15 protein-coding genes and 1 riboswitch are annotated in these 19,952 nt (G+C 55.6%); of the genes, 7 read left to right on the forward strand and 8 right to left on the reverse strand.

Going from position 1 to position 19,952, the window contains the following annotated elements; translation table 11 throughout:
- Positions 1-37 precede the first annotated feature (37 nt).
- On the forward strand, positions 38-1,771 hold the full coding sequence (gene aceK / locus VIJ98_RS01255) for a bifunctional isocitrate dehydrogenase kinase/phosphatase (protein WP_323271898.1): 1,734 nt from the start codon (positions 38-40) through the stop codon (positions 1,769-1,771).
- Here aceK and iclR read toward each other — a convergent pair.
- Positions 1,768-2,601: a glyoxylate bypass operon transcriptional repressor IclR gene (gene iclR / locus VIJ98_RS01260; protein ID WP_008109838.1), complete on the reverse strand. Its 834-nt coding sequence runs from the start codon at positions 2,599-2,601 to the stop codon at positions 1,768-1,770. The genes aceK and iclR overlap by 4 nt on opposite strands.
- A 197-nt stretch (positions 2,602-2,798) precedes the next feature.
- Between iclR and metH the strand changes: the two genes are divergently transcribed.
- Complete coding sequence (gene metH, locus VIJ98_RS01265) at positions 2,799-6,482, forward strand: methionine synthase (protein WP_323271899.1); 3,684 nt, start codon at positions 2,799-2,801, stop codon at positions 6,480-6,482.
- A gap of 37 nt (positions 6,483-6,519) precedes the next feature.
- Here the strand turns inward: metH and VIJ98_RS01270 are convergent, their stop codons facing one another.
- From VIJ98_RS01270 to pgi, 6 genes are all read right to left on the reverse strand, one after another.
- Positions 6,520-7,707 (reverse strand): IS4 family transposase, encoded by a 1,188-nt coding sequence (locus VIJ98_RS01270; protein ID WP_323271900.1) that lies wholly within the window; start codon positions 7,705-7,707, stop codon positions 6,520-6,522.
- Between the two features lie 180 nt (positions 7,708-7,887).
- Complete coding sequence (locus VIJ98_RS01275; RefSeq protein WP_154194817.1) at positions 7,888-9,978, reverse strand: YjbH domain-containing protein; 2,091 nt, start codon at positions 9,976-9,978, stop codon at positions 7,888-7,890.
- The gene (locus VIJ98_RS01280; protein ID WP_323271901.1) at positions 9,978-10,715 is read right to left on the reverse strand and encodes a capsule biosynthesis GfcC family protein; all 738 of its coding nucleotides are present in this window, start codon (positions 10,713-10,715) and stop codon (positions 9,978-9,980) included. Before VIJ98_RS01280 ends, VIJ98_RS01275 begins: the two co-directional genes overlap by 1 nt.
- A complete protein-coding gene (locus VIJ98_RS01285) occupies positions 10,712-11,359 on the reverse strand; it encodes a YjbF family lipoprotein (RefSeq protein WP_323271902.1) in 648 nt (215 codons plus the stop codon). The genes VIJ98_RS01280 and VIJ98_RS01285 overlap by 4 nt, the downstream gene beginning before the upstream one ends.
- A gap of 73 nt (positions 11,360-11,432) precedes the next feature.
- Positions 11,433-11,681 (reverse strand): exopolysaccharide production protein YjbE, encoded by a 249-nt coding sequence (yjbE, locus tag VIJ98_RS01290; protein ID WP_008109848.1) that lies wholly within the window; start codon positions 11,679-11,681, stop codon positions 11,433-11,435.
- A gap of 523 nt (positions 11,682-12,204) precedes the next feature.
- Positions 12,205-13,851, reverse strand: coding sequence for a glucose-6-phosphate isomerase (gene pgi / locus VIJ98_RS01295; RefSeq protein ID WP_154194821.1), 1,647 nt, complete (start codon positions 13,849-13,851; stop codon positions 12,205-12,207).
- A gap of 89 nt (positions 13,852-13,940) precedes the next feature.
- On the opposite strand from pgi, the gene VIJ98_RS01300 reads away from it, so the two are divergent.
- The 4 genes from VIJ98_RS01300 (at position 13,941) to panS (ending at position 17,942) form a co-directional block, all read left to right on the forward strand.
- Positions 13,941-14,075, forward strand: a complete 135-nt coding sequence (locus VIJ98_RS01300; RefSeq protein ID WP_256698111.1) for a hypothetical protein — start codon at positions 13,941-13,943, stop codon at positions 14,073-14,075.
- Between the two features lie 149 nt (positions 14,076-14,224).
- Positions 14,225-14,419: riboswitch (Lysine riboswitch) on the forward strand.
- A 112-nt stretch (positions 14,420-14,531) separates the two neighbouring features.
- Entirely contained in the window at positions 14,532-15,887 is a 1,356-nt protein-coding gene (gene lysC, locus VIJ98_RS01305; protein WP_008109853.1) for a lysine-sensitive aspartokinase 3, read from the forward strand.
- A gap of 264 nt (positions 15,888-16,151) precedes the next feature.
- On the forward strand, positions 16,152-16,844 hold the full coding sequence (aqpZ, locus tag VIJ98_RS01310; RefSeq protein WP_323271903.1) for an aquaporin Z: 693 nt from the start codon (positions 16,152-16,154) through the stop codon (positions 16,842-16,844).
- A 174-nt stretch (positions 16,845-17,018) separates the two neighbouring features.
- Positions 17,019-17,942: a ketopantoate/pantoate/pantothenate transporter PanS gene (gene panS, locus VIJ98_RS01315; protein ID WP_008109856.1), complete on the forward strand. Its 924-nt coding sequence runs from the start codon at positions 17,019-17,021 to the stop codon at positions 17,940-17,942.
- A gap of 63 nt (positions 17,943-18,005) precedes the next feature.
- On the opposite strand, the gene VIJ98_RS01320 is transcribed toward panS, so the two are convergent.
- Complete coding sequence (locus VIJ98_RS01320; RefSeq protein ID WP_008109858.1) at positions 18,006-18,599, reverse strand: YhgN family NAAT transporter; 594 nt, start codon at positions 18,597-18,599, stop codon at positions 18,006-18,008.
- A 196-nt stretch (positions 18,600-18,795) separates the two neighbouring features.
- Between VIJ98_RS01320 and asd the strand changes: the two genes are divergently transcribed.
- Positions 18,796-19,905, forward strand: a complete 1,110-nt coding sequence (gene asd, locus VIJ98_RS01325) for an aspartate-semialdehyde dehydrogenase (RefSeq protein WP_154194825.1) — start codon at positions 18,796-18,798, stop codon at positions 19,903-19,905.
- Positions 19,906-19,952: the final 47 nt, after the last annotated feature.

A 19,952-nucleotide genomic window follows, 5' to 3' on the forward strand; every position in this document is an offset into this window, starting at 1 on the left:
CGCCATTCATGGCGACCATTTCCCCGGAGCGTCACCTATGACACCGAGAGAATCGCTGATCGCCCACACCATCCTGCAAGGTTTTGACGCGCAGTATGGCCGCTTTCTGGATATCACCGCTGGCGCACAACAGCGCTTCGAGCAGGCTGACTGGCACGCGGTGCAGCAGGCCATGAAAGCGCGTATCCACCTTTACGATCACCACGTTGGCCTCGTCACCAACCAGCTGCGCATTCTCAATGACACTTCGGATTGGGACGACGCGTTCTGGCTGCGGGTGAAAAGCCATTACGAAACCTTGCTGCCCGGCTATCCGCGCCATGAAATCGCCGAAAGCTTCTTCAACTCGGTCTATTGCCGCTTGCAGGGCCACAGCCATCTGTCGCCCGAACGTCTGTTTATCTTGCCTTCGCAACCTTATGCGCCTGCGCCGGTTGCCCAGCGCCCGTTGTCGCGTCTTTATCGCCCGCAACACAATTGGCAGGAAACATTGCGTCAGGTGCTGAATGACATTCCGCTGCGCTTAACGTGGCAGGATCAAACGCGCGATATCGGCTGGATTGTGCGCCATCTGCACGAGCAGTTTGGTGTCGCTCAACTGGCGACGGCGACGCTGGATGTCGCCAGCGAACTGTTTTACCGCAACAAAACCGCGTGGATCGTGGCGCGCCTGCAGCTAAGCAATGGCATGGTGCCCTGTTTGCTGCCGATTCAGCGCGATGATGCAGGACGATTGTGGATCGATACTTGTCTCACCGATAGCGATGATGCCAGCATCGTGTTTGGCTTCGCCCGCGCCTATTTTATGGTCTACGCGCCGGTGCCCGCCGCGCTGGTGGCGTGGCTGCAACCGATACTGCCGGGCAAAACCGTGGCTGAACGCTACATGGCGATTGGCTGTCAGAAACACGGCAAAACCGAATGCTATCGCGAATATCTGCACTATCTGGCGCACAGCCAGGAAGATTTTACCGTCGCGCCCGGCATTCGCGGCATGGTGATGATGGTGTTCACGCTGCCGGGTTTTGATCGCGTATTTAAGGTGATCAAAGACCGCTTCGCACCGCAAAAAGAGGTCACCGATGCGCAGGTGCGCGACTGCTATCGCATGGTTAAAGAGCATGATCGCGTCGGTCGCATGGCAGATACCCAGGAGTTTGAGCACTTTGCGTTACCGCGCGCGCGTATTCCGGCTGAACTGATGGCGGAGTTTGAGCGCGATATCCCGGAAAAAATCGAGCTGCGCGACGACGTGGTGATCATCCGCCATCTGTGGCTGGAACGGCGCATGGAGCCGCTCAATCTGTGGCTGGCTCAGGCCTCGCCGGAACAGCGGCAGCACGCGATTGGCGAATACGGTGATGCGATTCGTCAGCTGGCGGCGGCGAACATTTTCCCCGGCGACATGCTGTACAAAAACTTTGGCATGACGCGTCACGGCCGCGTGGTGTTTTACGATTACGACGAAATCCGCCCGATGACCGAGTTGGTGTTCCGCGATGTACCGCAGGCGCGCTATGAAGAAGATGAGCTGCAGGCCGAGCCGTGGTACAGCGTCGGGCCGGATGATGTGTTCCCTGAAACCTTCCGCTATGCGCTGTGCAGCGAACCGTCGACCGGCAAACTGCTGCAGGCGCTGCATCCGCAACTGTTTGATCCCAGCTGGTGGCGCGCGCTGCAAACGCGCATCCGTGAAGGGCATATTGAAGAGGTGATTGCGTGGCGCGCCAGCCAGCGTTTCAGCGCGCGCTATGCTTCGGTGGCCGCTTAGCGGCCAGAGTAGGTTTGGGTCACCTGTTTGGCGGCACGGATTACCAGCGCACCGAGCTCGGTGATGCGGTCGTCGGTCATGCGCGCAATCGGGCCGGAAATCGAGATGGCGGCGAAGGGTTCGCCATGTTCGTCATAAATCGGTGCCGCGACGCAACGCAAACCCAGCGCATGCTCTTCATCATCATGCGAAAAGCCCATCTTACGAATCAGCGCCAGATTCTCCTTCAGGCTATGTGGCGACATCAGCGTTTTCGGCGTGTAATGATGCAATCCTTTTTGATGCAGCAGCGCGGTAACTTGCTCATCGCTGAGATGCGCCAGAAACGCTTTACCGGCGCCGGATGCATGCATCGGCAGCTTGCCGCCAATCGGCGCGGACATGCGCATCAGCTGCGTACACTGCACCTGATCGATGATCACCGCCTGATAATCGCTGAGATCCAGCACCGCCAGATTCACCGTCTCACCGGCATCTTCCATCAGCTTGCGCAGCAGCGGATGCACAATCGCCAGCAGATTTCGGCTCTGCAGGAAGCTGCTGCCGACCACAAAAGCGTGCGAACCAATGGTCCATAGACCTAAATCGCCCACCTGATGCACAAAACCTTGCTGCTGCATGGTGGAGAGCAGGCGATGGGTGGTGGAGTTGGGTAAACCGGCCTGTTGCGCCAGTTCGGTCAGCGCCACGCTGCCGTGGGATTCGGCAATCAGCTCCAGCAGGCGCAGGCCGCGCGTCAGAGATTGTACTTGCCCGCCGACAGGCGCGCTGGTGGGTGTCGTTGTAGCACGAGGTTTCTTGCCGCGTTTAACGGGCGCAGGGGTTGCCATAACGTCTCCAATTCGCATCAATGCTGGAAACCATTTTCGTTTTTAACTGCATTAATGCAAACGCTGACTTTCTGGTCAGACCTGTAATGGGTAATAGCTGAAAATGTCTCATCTGAGCTGACTTTTGATCACCTGCAAGTTGTGCCAGTATGTCTGGCTGGCATATTAGCCAACGCAATGACGTGGACGGGGCGAGAGTGAGCAACAAAACAGAAATGCTGCAGCAGCAGCTGGCACAACGCATTATGATTCTGGACGGTGGCATGGGCACCATGATCCAGAGTTATAAACTGAGTGAGCAGGATTTCCGTGGCAGCCGCTTTGCCGACTGGTCATCTGATTTGAAGGGCAACAACGATCTGTTGGTGCTGACCAAACCGGACGTCATCCGCGAAATCCACGATGCCTATCTCGCCGCCGGCGCGGATATTCTGGAAACCAACACCTTCAACTCCACCACCATTGCGATGGCCGATTACGCGATGGAAGCGCTGTCGGCGGAGATCAACTTCGAAGCCGCTAAACTGGCGCGCGCCAGTGCCGATGAGTGGACGGCGAAAACGCCGCACCGTCCGCGCTACGTGGCGGGCGTATTGGGCCCCACCAACCGCACCTGTTCGATCTCGCCGGACGTTAACGATCCCGCTTATCGAAACGTAACCTTCAATCAGCTGGTGGAAGCTTACCGTGAATCCACACATGCGCTGATTGCCGGTGGTTCCGACCTGATCATGATCGAAACGGTGTTCGATACTCTGAACGCCAAAGCGGCGATCTACGCGGTGCAGGCCGAGATGGAAGCGATGGGCGTCAAGCTGCCGCTGATGATCTCCGGTACCATCACCGATGCTTCTGGTCGTACGCTCTCAGGCCAAACCACTGAAGGCTTCTATAACTCGCTGCGTCACGCCGAACCGCTGTCGTTCGGCCTCAACTGTGCGCTGGGCCCGGATGAACTGCGCCAGTATGTGGCGGAGCTGTCGCGTATTGCTGAAGGCTACGTCACCGCGCACCCGAACGCCGGCTTGCCCAACGCCTTTGGTGAATACGATCTCGATGCGGCGATTATGGCCGAGCAAATTGGCGAATGGGCGCGCGCCGGTTTTCTGAACATAATCGGCGGCTGCTGCGGCACCACGCCGGAACACATCGCGGCGATGGCGGCCGCAGTAGACGGCGTTGCGCCGCGCCAGCTGCCTGAGATTCCGGTTGCCTGTCGCTTAGCCGGTCTTGAACCGCTGAATATTCAGGCCGATTCGCTATTCGTCAACGTCGGCGAACGTACCAACGTTACTGGCTCGGCCAAGTTCAAGCGCCTGATTAAAGAAGAGAAATACAACGAAGCGCTGGATGTGGCGCGTCAACAGGTTGAGAGCGGTGCGCAAATCATCGATATCAACATGGATGAAGGGATGCTGGATGCGGAAGCAGCGATGGTGCGCTTCCTCAATCTGATCGCGGGTGAACCCGATATCGCACGCGTGCCGATCATGATCGACTCCTCGAAATGGGAAGTGATTGAGAAAGGCCTGCAGTGTATTCAGGGCAAAGGCATCGTCAACTCCATCTCGATGAAAGAGGGCGTTGAACCGTTCATCGAGCACGCGCGTAAAGTGCGTCGTTATGGCGCAGCGATGGTGGTGATGGCGTTTGATGAAGTGGGCCAGGCGGATACGCGCGCACGCAAAATCGAGATTTGTCGTCGCGCCTACAAGATCCTGACCGAAGAGGTTGGTTTCCCACCAGAGGACATCATCTTCGATCCGAATATTTTTGCCGTGGCGACCGGCATCGAAGAACACAATAACTACGCAATGGATTTCATCGGCGCCTGTGAAGATATCAAGCGCGAACTGCCGCACGCGATGATCTCCGGCGGCGTCTCCAACGTGTCGTTCTCGTTCCGTGGTAACGAACCGGTGCGCGAAGCGATTCACGCGGTGTTCCTCTATTACGCCATTCGCAACGGCATGGACATGGGCATCGTGAATGCCGGTCAACTGGCAATTTACGACGATCTGCCTGCCGAGCTGCGCGATGCGGTGGAAGACGTGGTGCTGAACCGCCGTGACGATGGCACCGAGCGCTTGCTGGAGCTGGCGGAGAAGTATCGCGGCAGCAAAAGCGATGGCGAGCAGGAGAAGCAGCAAGCCGAATGGCGCAGCTGGGACGTGGTAAAGCGTCTGGAATATTCGCTGGTCAAAGGCATCACCGAATTCATCGAGCTGGATACCGAAGAGGCGCGTCAGGGCTATGAACGTCCGATTCAGGTAATCGAAGGGCCGCTGATGTCCGGCATGAACGTGGTCGGCGATCTGTTCGGCGAGGGCAAAATGTTCCTGCCGCAGGTAGTGAAATCGGCGCGCGTGATGAAGCAAGCGGTGGCGTATCTCGAACCCTATATCGAGGCGAGTAAAGAAGCCGGACGCAGCAACGGCAAAATCGTGCTGGCGACGGTAAAAGGCGACGTGCATGACATCGGCAAAAACATCGTCGGCGTGGTGCTGCAGTGTAACAACTACGAAATTATCGACCTTGGCGTCATGGTGCCGAGCGACAAAATCCTTAAAACCGCGATTGCCGAGAACGCCGATATAATTGGGCTTTCCGGCCTGATCACGCCGTCGCTGGATGAAATGGTCAACGTGGCGAAAGAGATGGAGCGTCAGGGATTCACCATCCCGCTGCTGATTGGCGGCGCGACCACCTCGAAAGCACATACCGCCGTGAAGATCGAACAGAACTACAGCGGCCCAACTGTCTACGTACAGAATGCCTCGCGCACTGTGGGCGTGGTGTCATCGCTGCTCTCCGAGACGCTGAAAGAGGATTTCGTGGCGCGCACGCGCAAAGAGTACGACACGGTGCGTATTCAGCACGGGCGTAAAAAACCGCGCACCCCGCCGGTGAGCCTGCAAACCGCGCGCGATAATGATTACGCCATCGACTGGGAAAGTTACACGCCGCCGGTGGCGCATCGTCTCGGCGTGAGCCCGGTCGAAGCCAGCATTGAAACGCTGCGCAATTACATCGACTGGACGCCGTTCTTTATGACCTGGTCATTGGCCGGCAAATATCCGCGCATTCTGGAAGATGAAGTGGTGGGCGAAGAGGCTAAGCGCCTGTTTGCCGATGCCAACGCCATGCTCGATATGCTGAGTGAGACTGGCACGCTTAATCCACGCGGCGTGGTGGGGATTTTCCCGGCTAACCGTGTCGGCGATGACATTGAAATCTACAGCAATGAGAACCGCAATCAGGTGCTGTGCGTCAGTCATCACTTGCGTCAGCAGACCGAAAAAACCGACTTCGCCAACTACTGTTTAGCCGACTTCGTAGCACCAAAATCCAGCGGTAAAGCCGATTATCTCGGCGCGTTTGCGGTTACCGCCGGGATCGAGGAAGATGCGCTGGCCGAGGCGTACGACAAGCAGCACGATGATTACAACAAAATCATGGTGAAAGCGGTGTCGGATCGTCTGGCCGAAGCCTTTGCCGAGTATCTGCACGAGCGTGTGCGTAAGGTGATTTGGGGCTTTGCCGCCCATGAAAATCTCAGCAACGAAGAGTTGATTCGCGAGAATTATCAGGGCATTCGTCCTGCGCCGGGTTATCCGGCTTGTCCGGAACACACTGAGAAAGCGCCGATCTGGCAATTGCTGGATGTGGAAAAGCACACCGGCATGAAGCTCACCGAATCTTTCGCCATGTGGCCAGGTGCAGCGGTTTCCGGCTGGTACTTCAGCCATCCCGACAGCAAATACTTCGCCGTGGCGCAGATTCAGCGTGATCAGGTAGAAGATTACGCGGCGCGTAAAGGCATGAGCGTCACCGAAGTCGAACGCTGGTTGGCGCCGAACCTGGGTTACGACGCGGATTAACGCATCACGTAGGGCTGAGGGATCCCCAGGAATATCGTTAATACACATATACGATATCCCTGTAACTCGCTGATAGTTCGGCTCGCGCCGTTTCTATATCCAGCTGACTGATCCCTGCCGGGTTGTGCCTTATCGCATTTCTTGCCAGCGTAAGGTATGACAGTACTCGCCGGTGTTGCACCGTGTTCGCCTGATAAAACCGGTGCTCGCCTTTTCTTTCAAGCGCGTAGCCCATCAGCCACAGTACGATGCTGCACAGCGTCGACAGCAGGTTCAGCACTGACATCCTTTCCACACTCCGGCTGAAGCTGCTTCTCAGCCCCATACCGTAACGTTCACTCTTTTCATCCCGGAAGTTCTGCTCTATCTGCATTCTCCGGCTGTAAAGCTTCATTATCGTCCGTGACTTCAGCTCCGCATCGCTGGTAAACAGCACCCACGGCTCACGGGCCAGGCGACTCTGGTTTGCCTCTTCGCGCGTGTAAAAAAAACGATCCCGGCTTTTCTTTCCGTGACGATTTTTGGGTGCTCTCTTATGAACGTGCACGAAGCCGTAAGCCGGTGATTTTTTATATCGCGTCAGCCGGGCCGCACCAGCACAGCGCGGCGTTGTGCCGGCTTTTAGCTGACCCGGCGTTACCCACTCTTCCGTTCCGGCCAGCTTCAGAACGCCGTTGCCCCTGAGCCGGCCGATGAAGTGCCATCCGTGCGACTGAACGCGGTTAAACCACTCGCGGCGGAACCCGGCATCGGTGACGATGGTCACTTTCCTGTCTCCCAGGCACCCGGCCAGGTCGTCCAGAAAACGGTTCTGAAGGTCGGGATTTCCCAGCTTATCGCCTTCTGCGATGAGGCTCAGCAGCGGGATGGCGCGTCCATCCGCCAGCAGGCTGGCACGCAAAAGGCTGAAGGACTGAGTCGGCCAGGCGCTCCAGTCCACGGCAATGACGCACTCCTTCATGTCCCGGATAAGCCAGCAGATAATGTCGCGTGACAGCGCGGGCACCTCCCGGTGGAGGGCGGCATTCCCCATAAGGCGGTCAACGCGTTTGATTTTGTGCTTAACGCGGGCATCACCCGCAAGAGAGCGACCAATGCTGGTCAGATTGAGGGAAGCACCGCGGGTCAGGGAAATCGTCATATCAGTGAGGGCGTTACGACGATACTGATGGGTGCTGGCTAAAGATTCCCGTAAAAATTTATGGCAAAATGCGGAAGCAGGCATAGTGGCGATCTTATTTTTTGTTGGCGCAATAATTAGATCATTTTTCCACTGTGCCTGCTTCGTTTTTGTGGGGATTCATCAGCACGTAGGGTCGCCATTCATGGCGACCTTCTTACATGTCCGCACAAATGAAAAAGGTCGGCATAAATGCCGACCCTACGGTTAATTTATATGAATCAATTAATTAAACCGCGCATCCCGATCTGACGTCAGGTCATACAGCTGATATTTACGACCCAGCATCTGCCCGCCGTCACGCGTCAAAGGCACCCAGTTCACCTGCGCACGGCCGCGCGTTGGCGTCACGGTAAACAGGTCCATTGGCACCGAAATGTAGAAGCCTTTGGTGAAGGTGCCTTCGCCATACTGTTCGGCAGAGACGTTAGTTTTAGTGGCATAGAAACCAACCATCACGCCGCTGTCAAAGCGCTTCGACACATCCAGCGTCACGCCTTTATCCTTCGCCAGATACTGCCCGACGCTGGCCTTCACCAACACATCCTGCATAAACCATGGACGCCAATACGCCGTCAGATTTCCGGTTGGCGCTTTGTAATCGGTGAACTGCATCATGTTGTCCCAATCACGCTGCTTCACGTAGTTGGCATCAACACCGAATGCCCAGTTGCTATCAATCGGACGATACAGCACTTCGCCGCCGACGCCGCCGTACATGGTTTCCAGATAACCGCCGTAAACCTGGCCGTAGAAACCGTTACCCAGCGCATGCATGTAGTTGGCTTGCAGATCGTTAACGTAAACGTTGTTCTCAACATAATCACGAATGTGCGTGCGCACGCGCGGCAGCGTGGAATCCGCCGGAGCGCCGTTGTAGTTGAACTTGTCGTAGTTATTGGCGATGTTGCCAAACAGGCTGCCGCCGACCAACAGGTGATCGGTAAGCCAGTAATCGGCATTGGCCATCACGCCAACCTGATACATGTAGAAGCTTTCTGGTCCGCCAACCGACTGATTCAGCACCGGCGACAGGCTGTAGTTCAGACGATCTTTGCGGATAAAGAAACCTTGCTCGGTGGTGCCGGGATCAACCGGATCTTCACGCGTCTGCTGCAGCGGCTGTTCATGGCCCAGCGGATAACCCGTCAGCTCGTTGTGCAGGCTGGCAACGTTGGTGCGCGTGCTGACCTGCGGCATATTAAAGCGCGACTCGGTGACGTCGATGGTATCGATGCCAGCCGGCAGATTGTTCATGATGATGCGATTGGCGCGATCAACACCTTCGCGCGTGTCGCGATATTTGGTCTGCTCGCCTGAGACATACAGCGTGCTGCCTTTGGTCTGAATATGTGGGCCGTTCAGTCCCGCGTTGTACTTCAGATCGGTCAGCTGGTTCGCCACCACCGTTGGCTGCAACAGGTCGCCCTGCGGCTGCGGGTTGTAGGCTGGCTTCTGGCTATCAATGTGCGACTGATGCAGATCGTTGAAGTTGGTGCGCAGAGTAAAGCCGAACATAAAGGTGTTGCCGCGCTCGTAGCTGGCGTTGATGTCCGCCCAGTCGGTGATGCGATAAATCGCACCGACGTTAACCTTGCTGCGCTGCTCCAGGCGACCGGCGAAATCATCCTGATAATCGTTACCTTCGTACTCCAGCTTCAGACGCAGCGGCTGCCACGGCGTTTGGTATTCCACGCCGCCAAACAGTGCTGCCGGGCCGTGGAACATCTGTGAACCGTTGATGGTGCCGGTTTCGCCGCCGCCGCTGCGACTGCAATAGCTGTCGCTATAGGAGCAGAATGGGTTTTTGAGGGTGCCGCTGTTGCCGAGATAACCCCAGCCAATACCGAGACTGAAATCGAATGGCCCCCACGCCTTGCTCGCCACCAGATATTCACTGTCGAACAAGCCGGTGCCGCCTAAATCGCGCGAGCCAACCGCCACTTCTGGCAGCCAATAGCTCTCCTGCCACAAACGCAGCTTCACATCGAAGGCTTTATCTTTATAGCTTTGGTTGCCGCTGAATCCTTCCACCGCGCTGTAACGGCGGGTACGCACATCGGTATAGCGCACGGTGGTTTCCAGCCACGGGAACAGCTGCAATGAGGCGGAATAGTAGCGATATTGATCGTTATCGCGGAAGTTGACGCTAAATTCACCCTCTTTCGCCATACGCGCGGTCGGCGTCTGCATCAGGCCGACGCCACCAAAATCCGATTGAGAAGGACCGACCGGTTCAGGCCAGGTTTCCGCATGCACCTGGCAAGCGGCGGAAACAGAAGCAGCCAACAGGCTGAGAAGTAATTGTTTTTTCATCAGTCTGGTATCCGGTGAGTCAGAACGGAAAGCATGCGCTCATTCAAATCGCTTTGGCCCCATGGCAAGCTCCATGAGGTGAAACCGAGCCAGATGATGCTGCCGGGTTCCACTTCGATATGGCGATGATTCCAGTACGCGACCGGAACTTGCTGGGTGCTGCCGGACGGCGCAATCACCGTGGCATAGCTACGTTCCGCGCCGGAAAGACGATCGTGGCCGTCGAGGTAATCACGCACTTCACGGCCCGGCTGCCAGCTCTCTTTACCCGGATTGCTCAACGCGCCCAGCACCAGCACCTGCGAACGTCGCGTCAGCGTGTAGAGGTCATAGTTGCCTTGCAGCGTGCGGTTGTCCTGTGGACGCAGGCGCACGGCGTCGGGATCGAGCGAGGTGAACTGGCGGCCCGTTACCTGCACCGCGCCAAGCTGGTGGATCACCGAGCCGATGGTTGCGGCCAGAGACTCGCCGCTGTCGGCTTGCCAGGCACGCAGATCGGCCAGCAGCTGTTTCTGCTGTTGCTGTGCTACGGAAGTTGCGCCGCGCTCGGCAATCACCGTGCCCGGCCACCAACTGCGCAGTTCAGGATGGGTAAGTAACTGACTGAGATTCTGCGCATCGTTGATTTGCAGAGTGTTTTTTCCCTGTAAATCGTGCACGGTGACTTGCGCCGCCGCCAGTGCGTGGCCAGCCGTGAGCAGCGTTAACGCTGCCAGCATTGGAGTTATTTTTTTCATGATTTCGCCGGCTTCAGAATAGTGGTTTCAACTGGGAAGGCATCGGCGGCCAGCATCTGGTTGGCCTGCAGCACCGTGCCATCGCGGTTATCGATCCAGAAGGTGTTCTGCCACTCCGCGCCCACGCTCTCCATGCGCACGGTTTCATGCCAGACGCGACACGGCACGCGTTCACCGGCGATATCCAGCACCGTATCGTCACCGCGATCGAAACGTGAAACGGCGGTGGCGGCACGCACTTTGTCTTGCTCGCGCCACTGCACCACGCGCGTCCAGCTGGCACCGTTTTGCAGATGCAGCGCATCGGCGAGCGGATCCTGTGCCAGGTTACTGACGTCAGCGAGGTTGCTCGGTAAACCCAGGGTTTTGATCAGGCGGCCATGCTGCATCACCAGCATCGCTTTATCCTGGGTGATCCACTTCTGTTGGCCGTTTTCGTTGTAACCGAGCACCACGAAGATGCGTGGACCTTCATTGATGCGGGCATAGAGGCTGGCGTAGGGCAGGTTAGCAACCTGTTCGTCGGTGACCGTGACATCATCCGGGCCGTTTACGGCTAGCATCACGGTTTGTTCAAGGCCTTTTTGCGTTTGTGTGCAGGCCTGCAACAACAGGCAAAGAAGTAGCAAAGAGAGTCGGCGCACTGTGTATCCCTGTCTAAATAAGCCAAGCAAAAAATAACCACACGGGTGTGTGGTTATGCTTAAAGGTGCTACATCAACGAGTGGTGCTCGTTGTGGTGGTTGTTGTTGTACCGGTATTTGCACCGTCACCGCCGCCAGAAGCAGCAATGCCGAGACCCACTAACGCACCGAGCGCGCCGATACCCACAGCGGTAGACGCGCCAGTTGAGATTGCTCCCGCCTGCGCGCCTGCTGCAGCACCAGCTTCTTCCGGTGCGGCAATCGCAGCGGAAGAAACGGCAACGTAAAGTAAGGCTGCACCGGCAACCATCAGTTTTTTCATAACAACGTTTCCTGCATTTATATGAATCAATGAATGTAGGATTTACCCAGATTTCGGGCGCGTTCAGTATAGGGCAACAAATTACCAGAGTTCAGCATGAGTAAAAGAGGGCAGAAACCAGGGATGTTTCTGGTGATAAATAAGGCGAATTGGCGTTAGCTGCTTTTTTTAAATGCCTTTTTTTGGGCTAATAGAATAAGTGAATGCCTGGTGATTTTTCGGCAGAATTTTTCACTTTTGCACTAATTATTGGTACGGAATGGGAATAATCGGAATTTGCTCAGAAGGGTTAAATAAAAATCATATATCTATCATATGGATAAACTTAATGTTGGGTTTAATTAGGTCCATTTTAAAGCGGAGTAAGTTGCGTCAGATTGAGGTGAATTACGAATTTCCTTACGGCATTTTAAGAATTTTCTAACCCTGTTTAATGCGGTAAATAATAATATTGCGAGTGAGGCGGCCTGGTCGACATAAAAAAGGCGGCATTTACGCCGCCTTATTCACATTAGCCGGGAAATTAACGCCAGGATTTATAGCGATTAATTAATCCATTGGTGGAGCTATCGTGGCTGCTAATTTCAGCTTCATTTTCCAGCTCTGGCAGAATACGGTTTGCCAGCTGTTTACCCAACTCAACGCCCCATTGGTCAAAGGTGAAGATGTTGAGAATCGCGCCCTGAGTGAAGATCTTGTGCTCATACAGCGCAATCAATGAACCGAGGCTGAACGGGGTGATTTCACGCAGCAGGATGGAGTTGGTTGGGCGGTTACCTTCAAACACCTTGAACGGCACGATGTGCGCGACAGATTCAGCAGATTTACCGGCATCGGTAAACTCTTTCTCTACCACATCGCGTGACTTACCAAACGCCAGCGCTTCGGTCTGCGCGAAGAAGTTCGACAGCAGCTTCGGATGGTGATCGGTCAGCACGTTGTGGCTCAGCGCCGGTGCGATGAAGTCGCATGGAATCAGTTTGGTGCCCTGATGAATCAGCTGGTAGAACGCGTGCTGGCCGTTGGTGCCTGGCTCACCCCAGATGATTGGGCCGGTCTGGTAATCCACCGGATTGCCTTCACGGTCAACGTATTTACCGTTGGATTCCATGTTGCCCTGCTGGAAGTAAGCAGCAAAGCGATGCATGTACTGGTCGTACGGCAGAATCGCTTCGGTTTCGGCACCAAAGAAGTTGTTGTACCAGATACCGATCAGCGCCAGCAGCACCGGCAGGTTCTGCTCGGCAGGCGTGTTGGCGAAGTGCTTATCCATCGCATGCGCGCCGCTCAACAGCTGCTCAAAGTTCTCAAAGCCGATGGAGAGAATGATCGACAAGCCGATCGCCGACCACAGTGAATAGCGGCCGCCAACCCAATCCCAGAACTCGAACATGTTGTCGGTATCGATACCGAATTCACCCACCGCTTTACCGTTGGTCGACAGCGCAGCGAAGTGTTTCGCCACGTGCTGCTGATCGCCGGCGGTTTTCAGGAACCAGTCACGCGCGCTGTGGGCGTTGGTCATGGTTTCTTGGGTGGTGAAGGTTTTTGATGCCACGAGGAACAGCGTGGTTTCCGGGCTGAGATCTTTCAGCGTTTCGGCGATGTGCGTGCCATCGACGTTAGAAACAAAGTGCATGTTGAGGTGGTTTTTGTACGGACGCAGCGCTTCGGTCACCATGAATGGGCCGAGGTCTGAACCACCAATACCAATGTTCACCACGTCGGTGATGGCTTTACCGGTATAGCCTTTCCAGTCGCCGCTGATGATGCGTTCAGAGAAGCCTTTCATCTTCGCCAGCACCGCGTTGACTTCCGGCATCACATCTTTGCCGTCCACCACAATTGGCGTGTTGCTGCGGTTACGCAGCGCAACGTGCAGTACTGCGCGCTCTTCGGTGCGGTTGATCTTCTCGCCAGAGAACATCGATTTGATGGCGCCTGCCAGATCGGTCTCTTTAGCCAGCGCCTGTAATTTTTCGAGGGTTTCCTCGGTGATGCGGTTTTTTGAGAAATCCACCAGCATCTGGTCATCGAAAGTGGCAGAGAATTTCGCAAAACGATCGGCATCTTGCGCAAACAGGTCGGCGATTTGCACCGATTTCATCTGTTCAAAATGCTGCTGCAGCGTTTTCCAGGCAGCGGTTTGTGTCGGATTGATATTTTTCATGGCAACACTCTAGTTGAAATAAGAACCGTCATTCCATCCGGGGCATCCTGCTGGCCCGGCATCCATAGCACTCTTGCACGGGGAAGAGTATGACCACAGTTACCAATGAAGGGAAAAAATTTGTGACCGTGGCCGCACTGTTTCAGGTAAATCCGGCAGCGATTGTCGGTGCTGCGCCAGGAGAATTCCCTGTGCCGCATCAGAAAAAAGCCGCTTTTGTCTGATTCGGACACTACTTTAGGCCGCGGTTGGCGGGCGCGTTTGTTCAACGATGCGTTTACCGAAGTGTAAAAGTGAGAAATCCTCAAAGTGCAGGGATGGACAGGGGGGAAAATAATCAGTAATTTATGCGCGCTACTTACACCTCCGGGTGTAAGCCAGAAGAGGCGCGTCGCCCAGGCAGTGTGTTTGAGGATCCGTATCCGCAGATAACACATCAGGGGGTGTGACGCCGAGGTGGGGCAACACGCGGGGTGTTGCACTGTCGGCTGCAGGGGCTGAATCCTCTGGGTTGTCACCAGAATCGTCCACAGTCGGACGGTTCGCAAGGTGAAGCGCTTTTGGTGACTTGTCTACTACTGATCTTGTCTGCCCAATTCTGCTCTTCTCTTGTGCCTAGGCTGCTACTATGTCTTCCGCCCCAAAACGGAAGAAAGATAACCTGACACGGGGTTCGTAATATGTCCCAAACTCTTATCGTGGCTAAATTTGGCGGCACCAGCGTTGCCGATTTTGATGCTATGAACCGCAGCGCAGATGTTGTGCTGTCGGATGCCAATACGCGTTTAGTGGTGCTCTCTGCCTCCGCTGGCGTCACCAATCTGCTGGTTTCCCTTGCTGAAGGCCAGGAACAAGCGCAGCGCGCTTACCTGCTGGATGAAATCCGCCGTATTCAATACGCCATCATCGATCGTCTGCAATCGCCGGATGTGATCCGCGAAGAGATTGATCGCATGCTTGAAAACATCACCATGCTGTCTGAAGCCACCTCGCTGGCGACCTCACATGCGCTGACTGATGAGCTGGTGAGCCACGGTGAACTGATGTCGACGCTGCTGTTCGTGGAGATTCTGCGTGAGCGTCAGGTCAACAGCGAATGGTTTGACGTGCGTAAAGTGATGCGCACCAGCGATCGTTTTGGTCGTGCAGAACCGGAAGTGGCGACGCTGAAAGAGCTGGCCGCAACACAACTGCAGCCGCGCATTGCGGAAGCGCTGGTGGTAACGCAGGGCTTTATCGGTAGCGAAATCAAAGGCCGCACTACCACGCTCGGTCGGGGCGGCAGCGACTATACCGCTGCGCTGCTGGGCGAAGCGCTGCAGGCTGCACGTATCGATATCTGGACCGATGTGGCCGGTATCTACACCACCGATCCGCGCGTGGTGTCCACCGCTAAACGCATCGAAGAAATTACCTTCGAAGAAGCGGCGGAAATGGCGATCTTCGGTGCCAAAGTGCTGCATCCAGCAACTCTGCTGCCAGCCGTACGCAGCGATATCCCGGTATTTGTCGGTTCGAGCAAAGATCCGGCGGCGGGCGGTACGCGCGTCTGCAATGAAACCAAAAATCCACCGCTGTTCCGTGCGCTGGCGCTGCGTCGTAAGCAGACGCTGGTAACGTTGCACAGCCTGAATATGCTGCATGCACACGGCTTCCTTGCTGAGGTGTTTAACATCCTGGCGCGCCACAGCATCTCCGTCGATCTGGTGACCACCTCCGAAGTGAGCGTGGCGCTGACGCTGGACAGCACCGGTTCAACCACCACCGGCGACAGCTTGCTGACTCAGGCGCTGTTGACCGAGCTCTCTTCACTGTGCCGTGTTGAAGTGGAAGAGAACCTGGCGCTGGTGGCGATCATCGGCAACAACCTGTCGAAAGCCTGCGGCGTGGGTAAAGAAGTGTTCGGCGCACTTGAGCCGTTTAACCTGCGCATGATTTGCTACGGTGCCAGCAGTTATAACCTTTGCTTCCTGGTTCCAACCCCAGACGCGGAAGAGGTGGTACGCGCGCTGCATAAGAATCTTTTTGGTTCTTAAGGCAAATTTTTAAGTTATTGAATTAAGCCGGACATGGTCCGGCTTTTTTATTGGTTAGTTTTTTTAAACAATAATTTAAGCCCAACGGCAGCTAAACTTTCGGTCCAGACATTTCTGAGAAACCCCATTATAACTAGCGAGAACCGTCTTGTTTTCGCTGGAATTGCCTAAGAATCACACTAATCTCTCATTCAGCGGTTGCGCTTTAATCGCCAAAAACGATAATCCCGCCGCGAAAACATTAAATTATTTGAGGGAATAGATATGAAAAGATTAGTGGCTGAAACACTCGGCACCTTTGTGCTGGTTTTGGGCGGTTGTGGTAGTGCGGTTTTGGCCGCGGCGTTTCCAGAATTAGGTATTGGTTTTGCCGGTGTCGCGCTGGCATTTGGTTTGACGGTGTTAGTGATGGCATTTGCCGTCGGCCACATTTCAGGTGGCCATTTTAACCCGGCGGTCACCATCGGCCTGACAGTTGGCGGACGTTTCCCGGCAGCGCAGGTTGTGCCTTACATTATCGCGCAGCTGGTCGGTGCGATTGCGGCGGCTGGTGTGCTGTATCTGATCGCCAGCGGTAAAGCCGGTTTCGATGCAGCGGCCAGCGGCTTCGCTTCGAACGGTTACGGTGAACATTCGCCGGGTGGCTTTAGCCTGCAGGCGGGCATGATCTCTGAGCTGGTGCTGACCGCTGTGTTCCTGATTGTGATCATGGGTGCGACCGATAAACGTGCTCCGGCCGGTTTCGCACCGATTGCTATCGGCCTGGCGCTGACGCTGATCCACCTGGTTAGCATTCCTGTGACCAACACCTCGGTTAACCCGGCGCGTAGTACCGGTGTAGCGATCTTCCAGGGCGGCTGGGCATTAGAACAGCTGTGGATGTTCTGGTTGTTACCGATTATCGGTGCCGCGATTGGTGGTGCGATCTACCGCTTTGTACTGGAAAAAGCAGAGTAACTTCGCCGTATTTCTGCGGATCGGCAGCAGCCGATCCGCATTTTCCCCCGCAAGCGACTTCCCGCCTTACGTCAAGATAATGAAATGTTATGATCCCGCGTCCGTCGCTGTGGTCGTTCCCTGCGCGACATTTCATCTGTGGCAATATAAAAAAATTCCTAAGGAAGTCTGGTTATGCTCGGCAAACTTACCCGCCTGTTCCCGCTCTGGGCCGTGCTGCTCTCGGTCGCTGCTTATTATTCTCCCACCACCTTTCTCGGCATTGGGCCGTGGGTGACCTATCTGCTGATGCTGATTATGTTTGGCATGGGCGTGACGCTAAATATTGATGATTTCAAACGTGTGCTGGTGCGCCCGGCGCCGGTGATCGCCGGTACCTTCCTGCATTATCTGGTGATGCCGCTGGCCGCGTGGGGTCTGGCAAAGCTATTCCAGATGCCACCTGATCTGGCGGCAGGCATGATTCTGGTCGGCAGCGTGGCGAGCGGTACCGCTTCTAACGTGATGATTTATCTGGCAAAGGGTGATGTGGCGCTGTCGGTGACCATCTCATCCGTGTCGGCGCTGGTGGGGGTTTTCGCCACGCCGCTGCTGACTCGTTTCTACGTTGATACGCACATTCAGGTGGATGTGGTCGGCATGCTGCTCAGCATCGTGAAAATCGTGGTGATTCCGATTAGCCTCGGCCTGATTATCCATCATTCTATGAACAGCGTGGTGCGCCGCGTTGAGCCTTATCTGCCGGCGTTTTCGATGGTGTGTATTCTGCTGATCATCAGTGCGGTGGTGGCAGGCAGCCAGGGCTTTATCGGTTCCGTCGGCTTGATGGTGATTGTGGCGGTGATCCTGCATAACGCGATTGGTCTGCTGGGCGGTTATTGGGGTGGCAAGCTGTTTGGCTTCGATGAATCGACCTGCCGCACGCTGGCGCTGGAAGTGGGCATGCAGAACTCAGGTCTGGCGGCCACATTGGGCAAACTCTACTTCTCGCCATTGGCCGCACTGCCGGGCGCGCTGTTCTCGGTGTGGCACAACCTGTCAGGTTCGCTGCTGGCCGGTTACTGGTCGGGTAAACCGATCGACAAGAAGCAGAAGTAATTGCGGTTTCCGTAAACAGCGGTCGCCATGAATGGCGACCCTACAAAACGCACCTATCTGCTGTTACAACTTCAGATACGTACGAATTCCATCCAGAAACATCTGCGTCGCCAGCATAATCAAAATCAAGCCCATCAGGCGCTCCAGGGCGTTAACGCCTTTGTCGCCCAGCAGGCGTAAAAACAGCCCTGACATCAGCAAAATCACCACCGTCACGCCCCATGCGATCAGCAGTGCGCCGACCAGATGCGTCATTTGGTTGGGATATTGATGCGACAACAGCATCAGCGTCGCCAGCAGCGACGGACCGGCCACCAGCGGGATCGCCAGCGGCACGAGAAATGGCTCTTCACCGGCCGGTAAGCCGCTGGAGCTGCTCTCCTCCGAAGGGAAAATCATGCGAATGGCGATCAGGAACAGAATGATGCCGCCGGAGATCGACACGGTTTCGGTGCGCAGATTGAGAAACGCCAGAATGCGTTCACCGGCAAATAAAAACAGCAGCATCAGGATCAGCGCGATCAGCATTTCGCGCATCAGCACCACGCGTCGGCGTTTGGGTTCCAGATGCTTCAATACCGACATAAAGATCGGCAGGTTGCCCAGCGGGTCCATAATCAACAGCAGCAATATGGTCGCGGATATCATTTCAGTCATGTTGGGTTAGCCATTATTAGTTGTACTGCTGAAAAAGTTAACGCAATCGAATTAATTCACTTGCCAGAAGTGCTGCATTTTGTAGAGTTGACGGTCATAGGTAAACCTGATTATTACGCAGACTGGCACGATTATCCGGCCAGTCTTTTCCTCGCACCACACGGCCTCTTTCGAGAGCACCCGAGACGGACAGAAAATGAAGAATGTAGGTTTTATTGGTTGGCGTGGCATGGTCGGCTCAGTGCTGATGTCACGCATGAGCGAAGAACGTGATTTTGATGTCATCAATCCGGTCTTCTTCTCCACGTCACAGCTTGGTCAGGCGGCACCAACATTCGGCGGTAAGTCGACCGGTGCGTTGCAGGATGCTTTTGATATCGAGGCGCTGAAGGCGCTGGATATTATTATCACCTGCCAGGGCGGTGATTACACCAGTGAAGTCTATCCGAAGCTGCGCGAAAGCGGCTGGCAGGGTTACTGGATTGATGCAGCTTCCACGCTGCGCATGAAAGATGACGCCATCATCATTCTCGATCCGGTTAACCATAACGTAATTCGTCAGGGCCTCGACAATGGCATCAAAACCTTTGTTGGCGGTAACTGCACCGTCAGCCTGATGCTGATGTCGCTGGGCGGCCTATTTGCCAACGATCTGGTTGAGTGGGCGTCGGTTGCCACGTATCAGGCGGCATCGGGCGGCGGCGCACGTCACATGCGTGAACTGCTGACACAAATGGGCATGCTGCACGATCACGTGGCGAAATCACTGCAGGATCCGGCTTCGGCGATTCTGGATATCGAACGTAGCGTGACCGATTTCACTCGTTCTGGCACCTTGCCAACCGACAACTTCGGCGTACCGCTGGCGGGCAGCCTGATTCCGTGGATCGACAAGCAGCTGGATAACGGCCAAAGCCGTGAAGAGTGGAAAGGCCAGGCGGAAACCAACAAAATTCTGCGCACCAGCAATGTGATTCCGGTTGATGGCCTGTGCGTGCGCGTTGGTGCGCTGCGCTGCCACAGCCAGGCATTCACCCTGAAGCTGAAGAAAGATCTGCCGCTGAACGAAATCGAACAGCTGCTGGCTTCGCACAACGAGTGGGTAAAAGTGGTGCCAAACGATCGCGAAATTACCATGCGCGAACTGACGCCAGCCGCCGTCACTGGCACCTTAACTACGCCAGTGGGCCGCCTGCGCAAACTGAACATGGGACCGGAATACCTTTCCGCCTTCACCGTGGGCGATCAGTTACTGTGGGGTGCAGCTGAACCGCTGCGTCGCATGCTGCGTCTGCTGATCGACTAAGCGCAGCGGCAAACCAGACAGGCCGGGGTTTCCCGGCCTTTTTTTAG

The organism is Pantoea sp. S18, from assembly GCF_045689705.1.
Lineage (GTDB): Bacteria > Pseudomonadota > Gammaproteobacteria > Enterobacterales > Enterobacteriaceae > Pantoea > Pantoea symbiotica.

Coding starts and splice junctions, on each gene's coding strand:
- pgi (WP_154194821.1), bottom strand. CDS start 13,851: ATGAAAAATATCAATCCGACACAAACCGCTGCCTGGAAAACGCTGCAG.
- VIJ98_RS01270 (WP_323271900.1), bottom strand. CDS start 7,707: ATGCCTGCTTCCGCATTTTGCCATAAATTTTTACGGGAATCTTTAGCC.
- VIJ98_RS01320 (WP_008109858.1), bottom strand. CDS start 18,599: ATGACTGAAATGATATCCGCGACCATATTGCTGCTGTTGATTATGGAC.
- aqpZ (WP_323271903.1), top strand. CDS start 16,152: ATGAAAAGATTAGTGGCTGAAACACTCGGCACCTTTGTGCTGGTTTTG.
- aceK (WP_323271898.1), top strand. CDS start 38: ATGACACCGAGAGAATCGCTGATCGCCCACACCATCCTGCAAGGTTTT.
- iclR (WP_008109838.1), bottom strand. CDS start 2,601: ATGGCAACCCCTGCGCCCGTTAAACGCGGCAAGAAACCTCGTGCTACA.
- yjbE (WP_008109848.1), bottom strand. CDS start 11,681: ATGAAAAAACTGATGGTTGCCGGTGCAGCCTTACTTTACGTTGCCGTT.
- panS (WP_008109856.1), top strand. CDS start 17,019: ATGCTCGGCAAACTTACCCGCCTGTTCCCGCTCTGGGCCGTGCTGCTC.
- VIJ98_RS01300 (WP_256698111.1), top strand. CDS start 13,941: ATGACCACAGTTACCAATGAAGGGAAAAAATTTGTGACCGTGGCCGCA.
- asd (WP_154194825.1), top strand. CDS start 18,796: ATGAAGAATGTAGGTTTTATTGGTTGGCGTGGCATGGTCGGCTCAGTG.
- VIJ98_RS01280 (WP_323271901.1), bottom strand. CDS start 10,715: ATGAAAAAAATAACTCCAATGCTGGCAGCGTTAACGCTGCTCACGGCT.
- lysC (WP_008109853.1), top strand. CDS start 14,532: ATGTCCCAAACTCTTATCGTGGCTAAATTTGGCGGCACCAGCGTTGCC.
- VIJ98_RS01275 (WP_154194817.1), bottom strand. CDS start 9,978: ATGAAAAAACAATTACTTCTCAGCCTGTTGGCTGCTTCTGTTTCCGCC.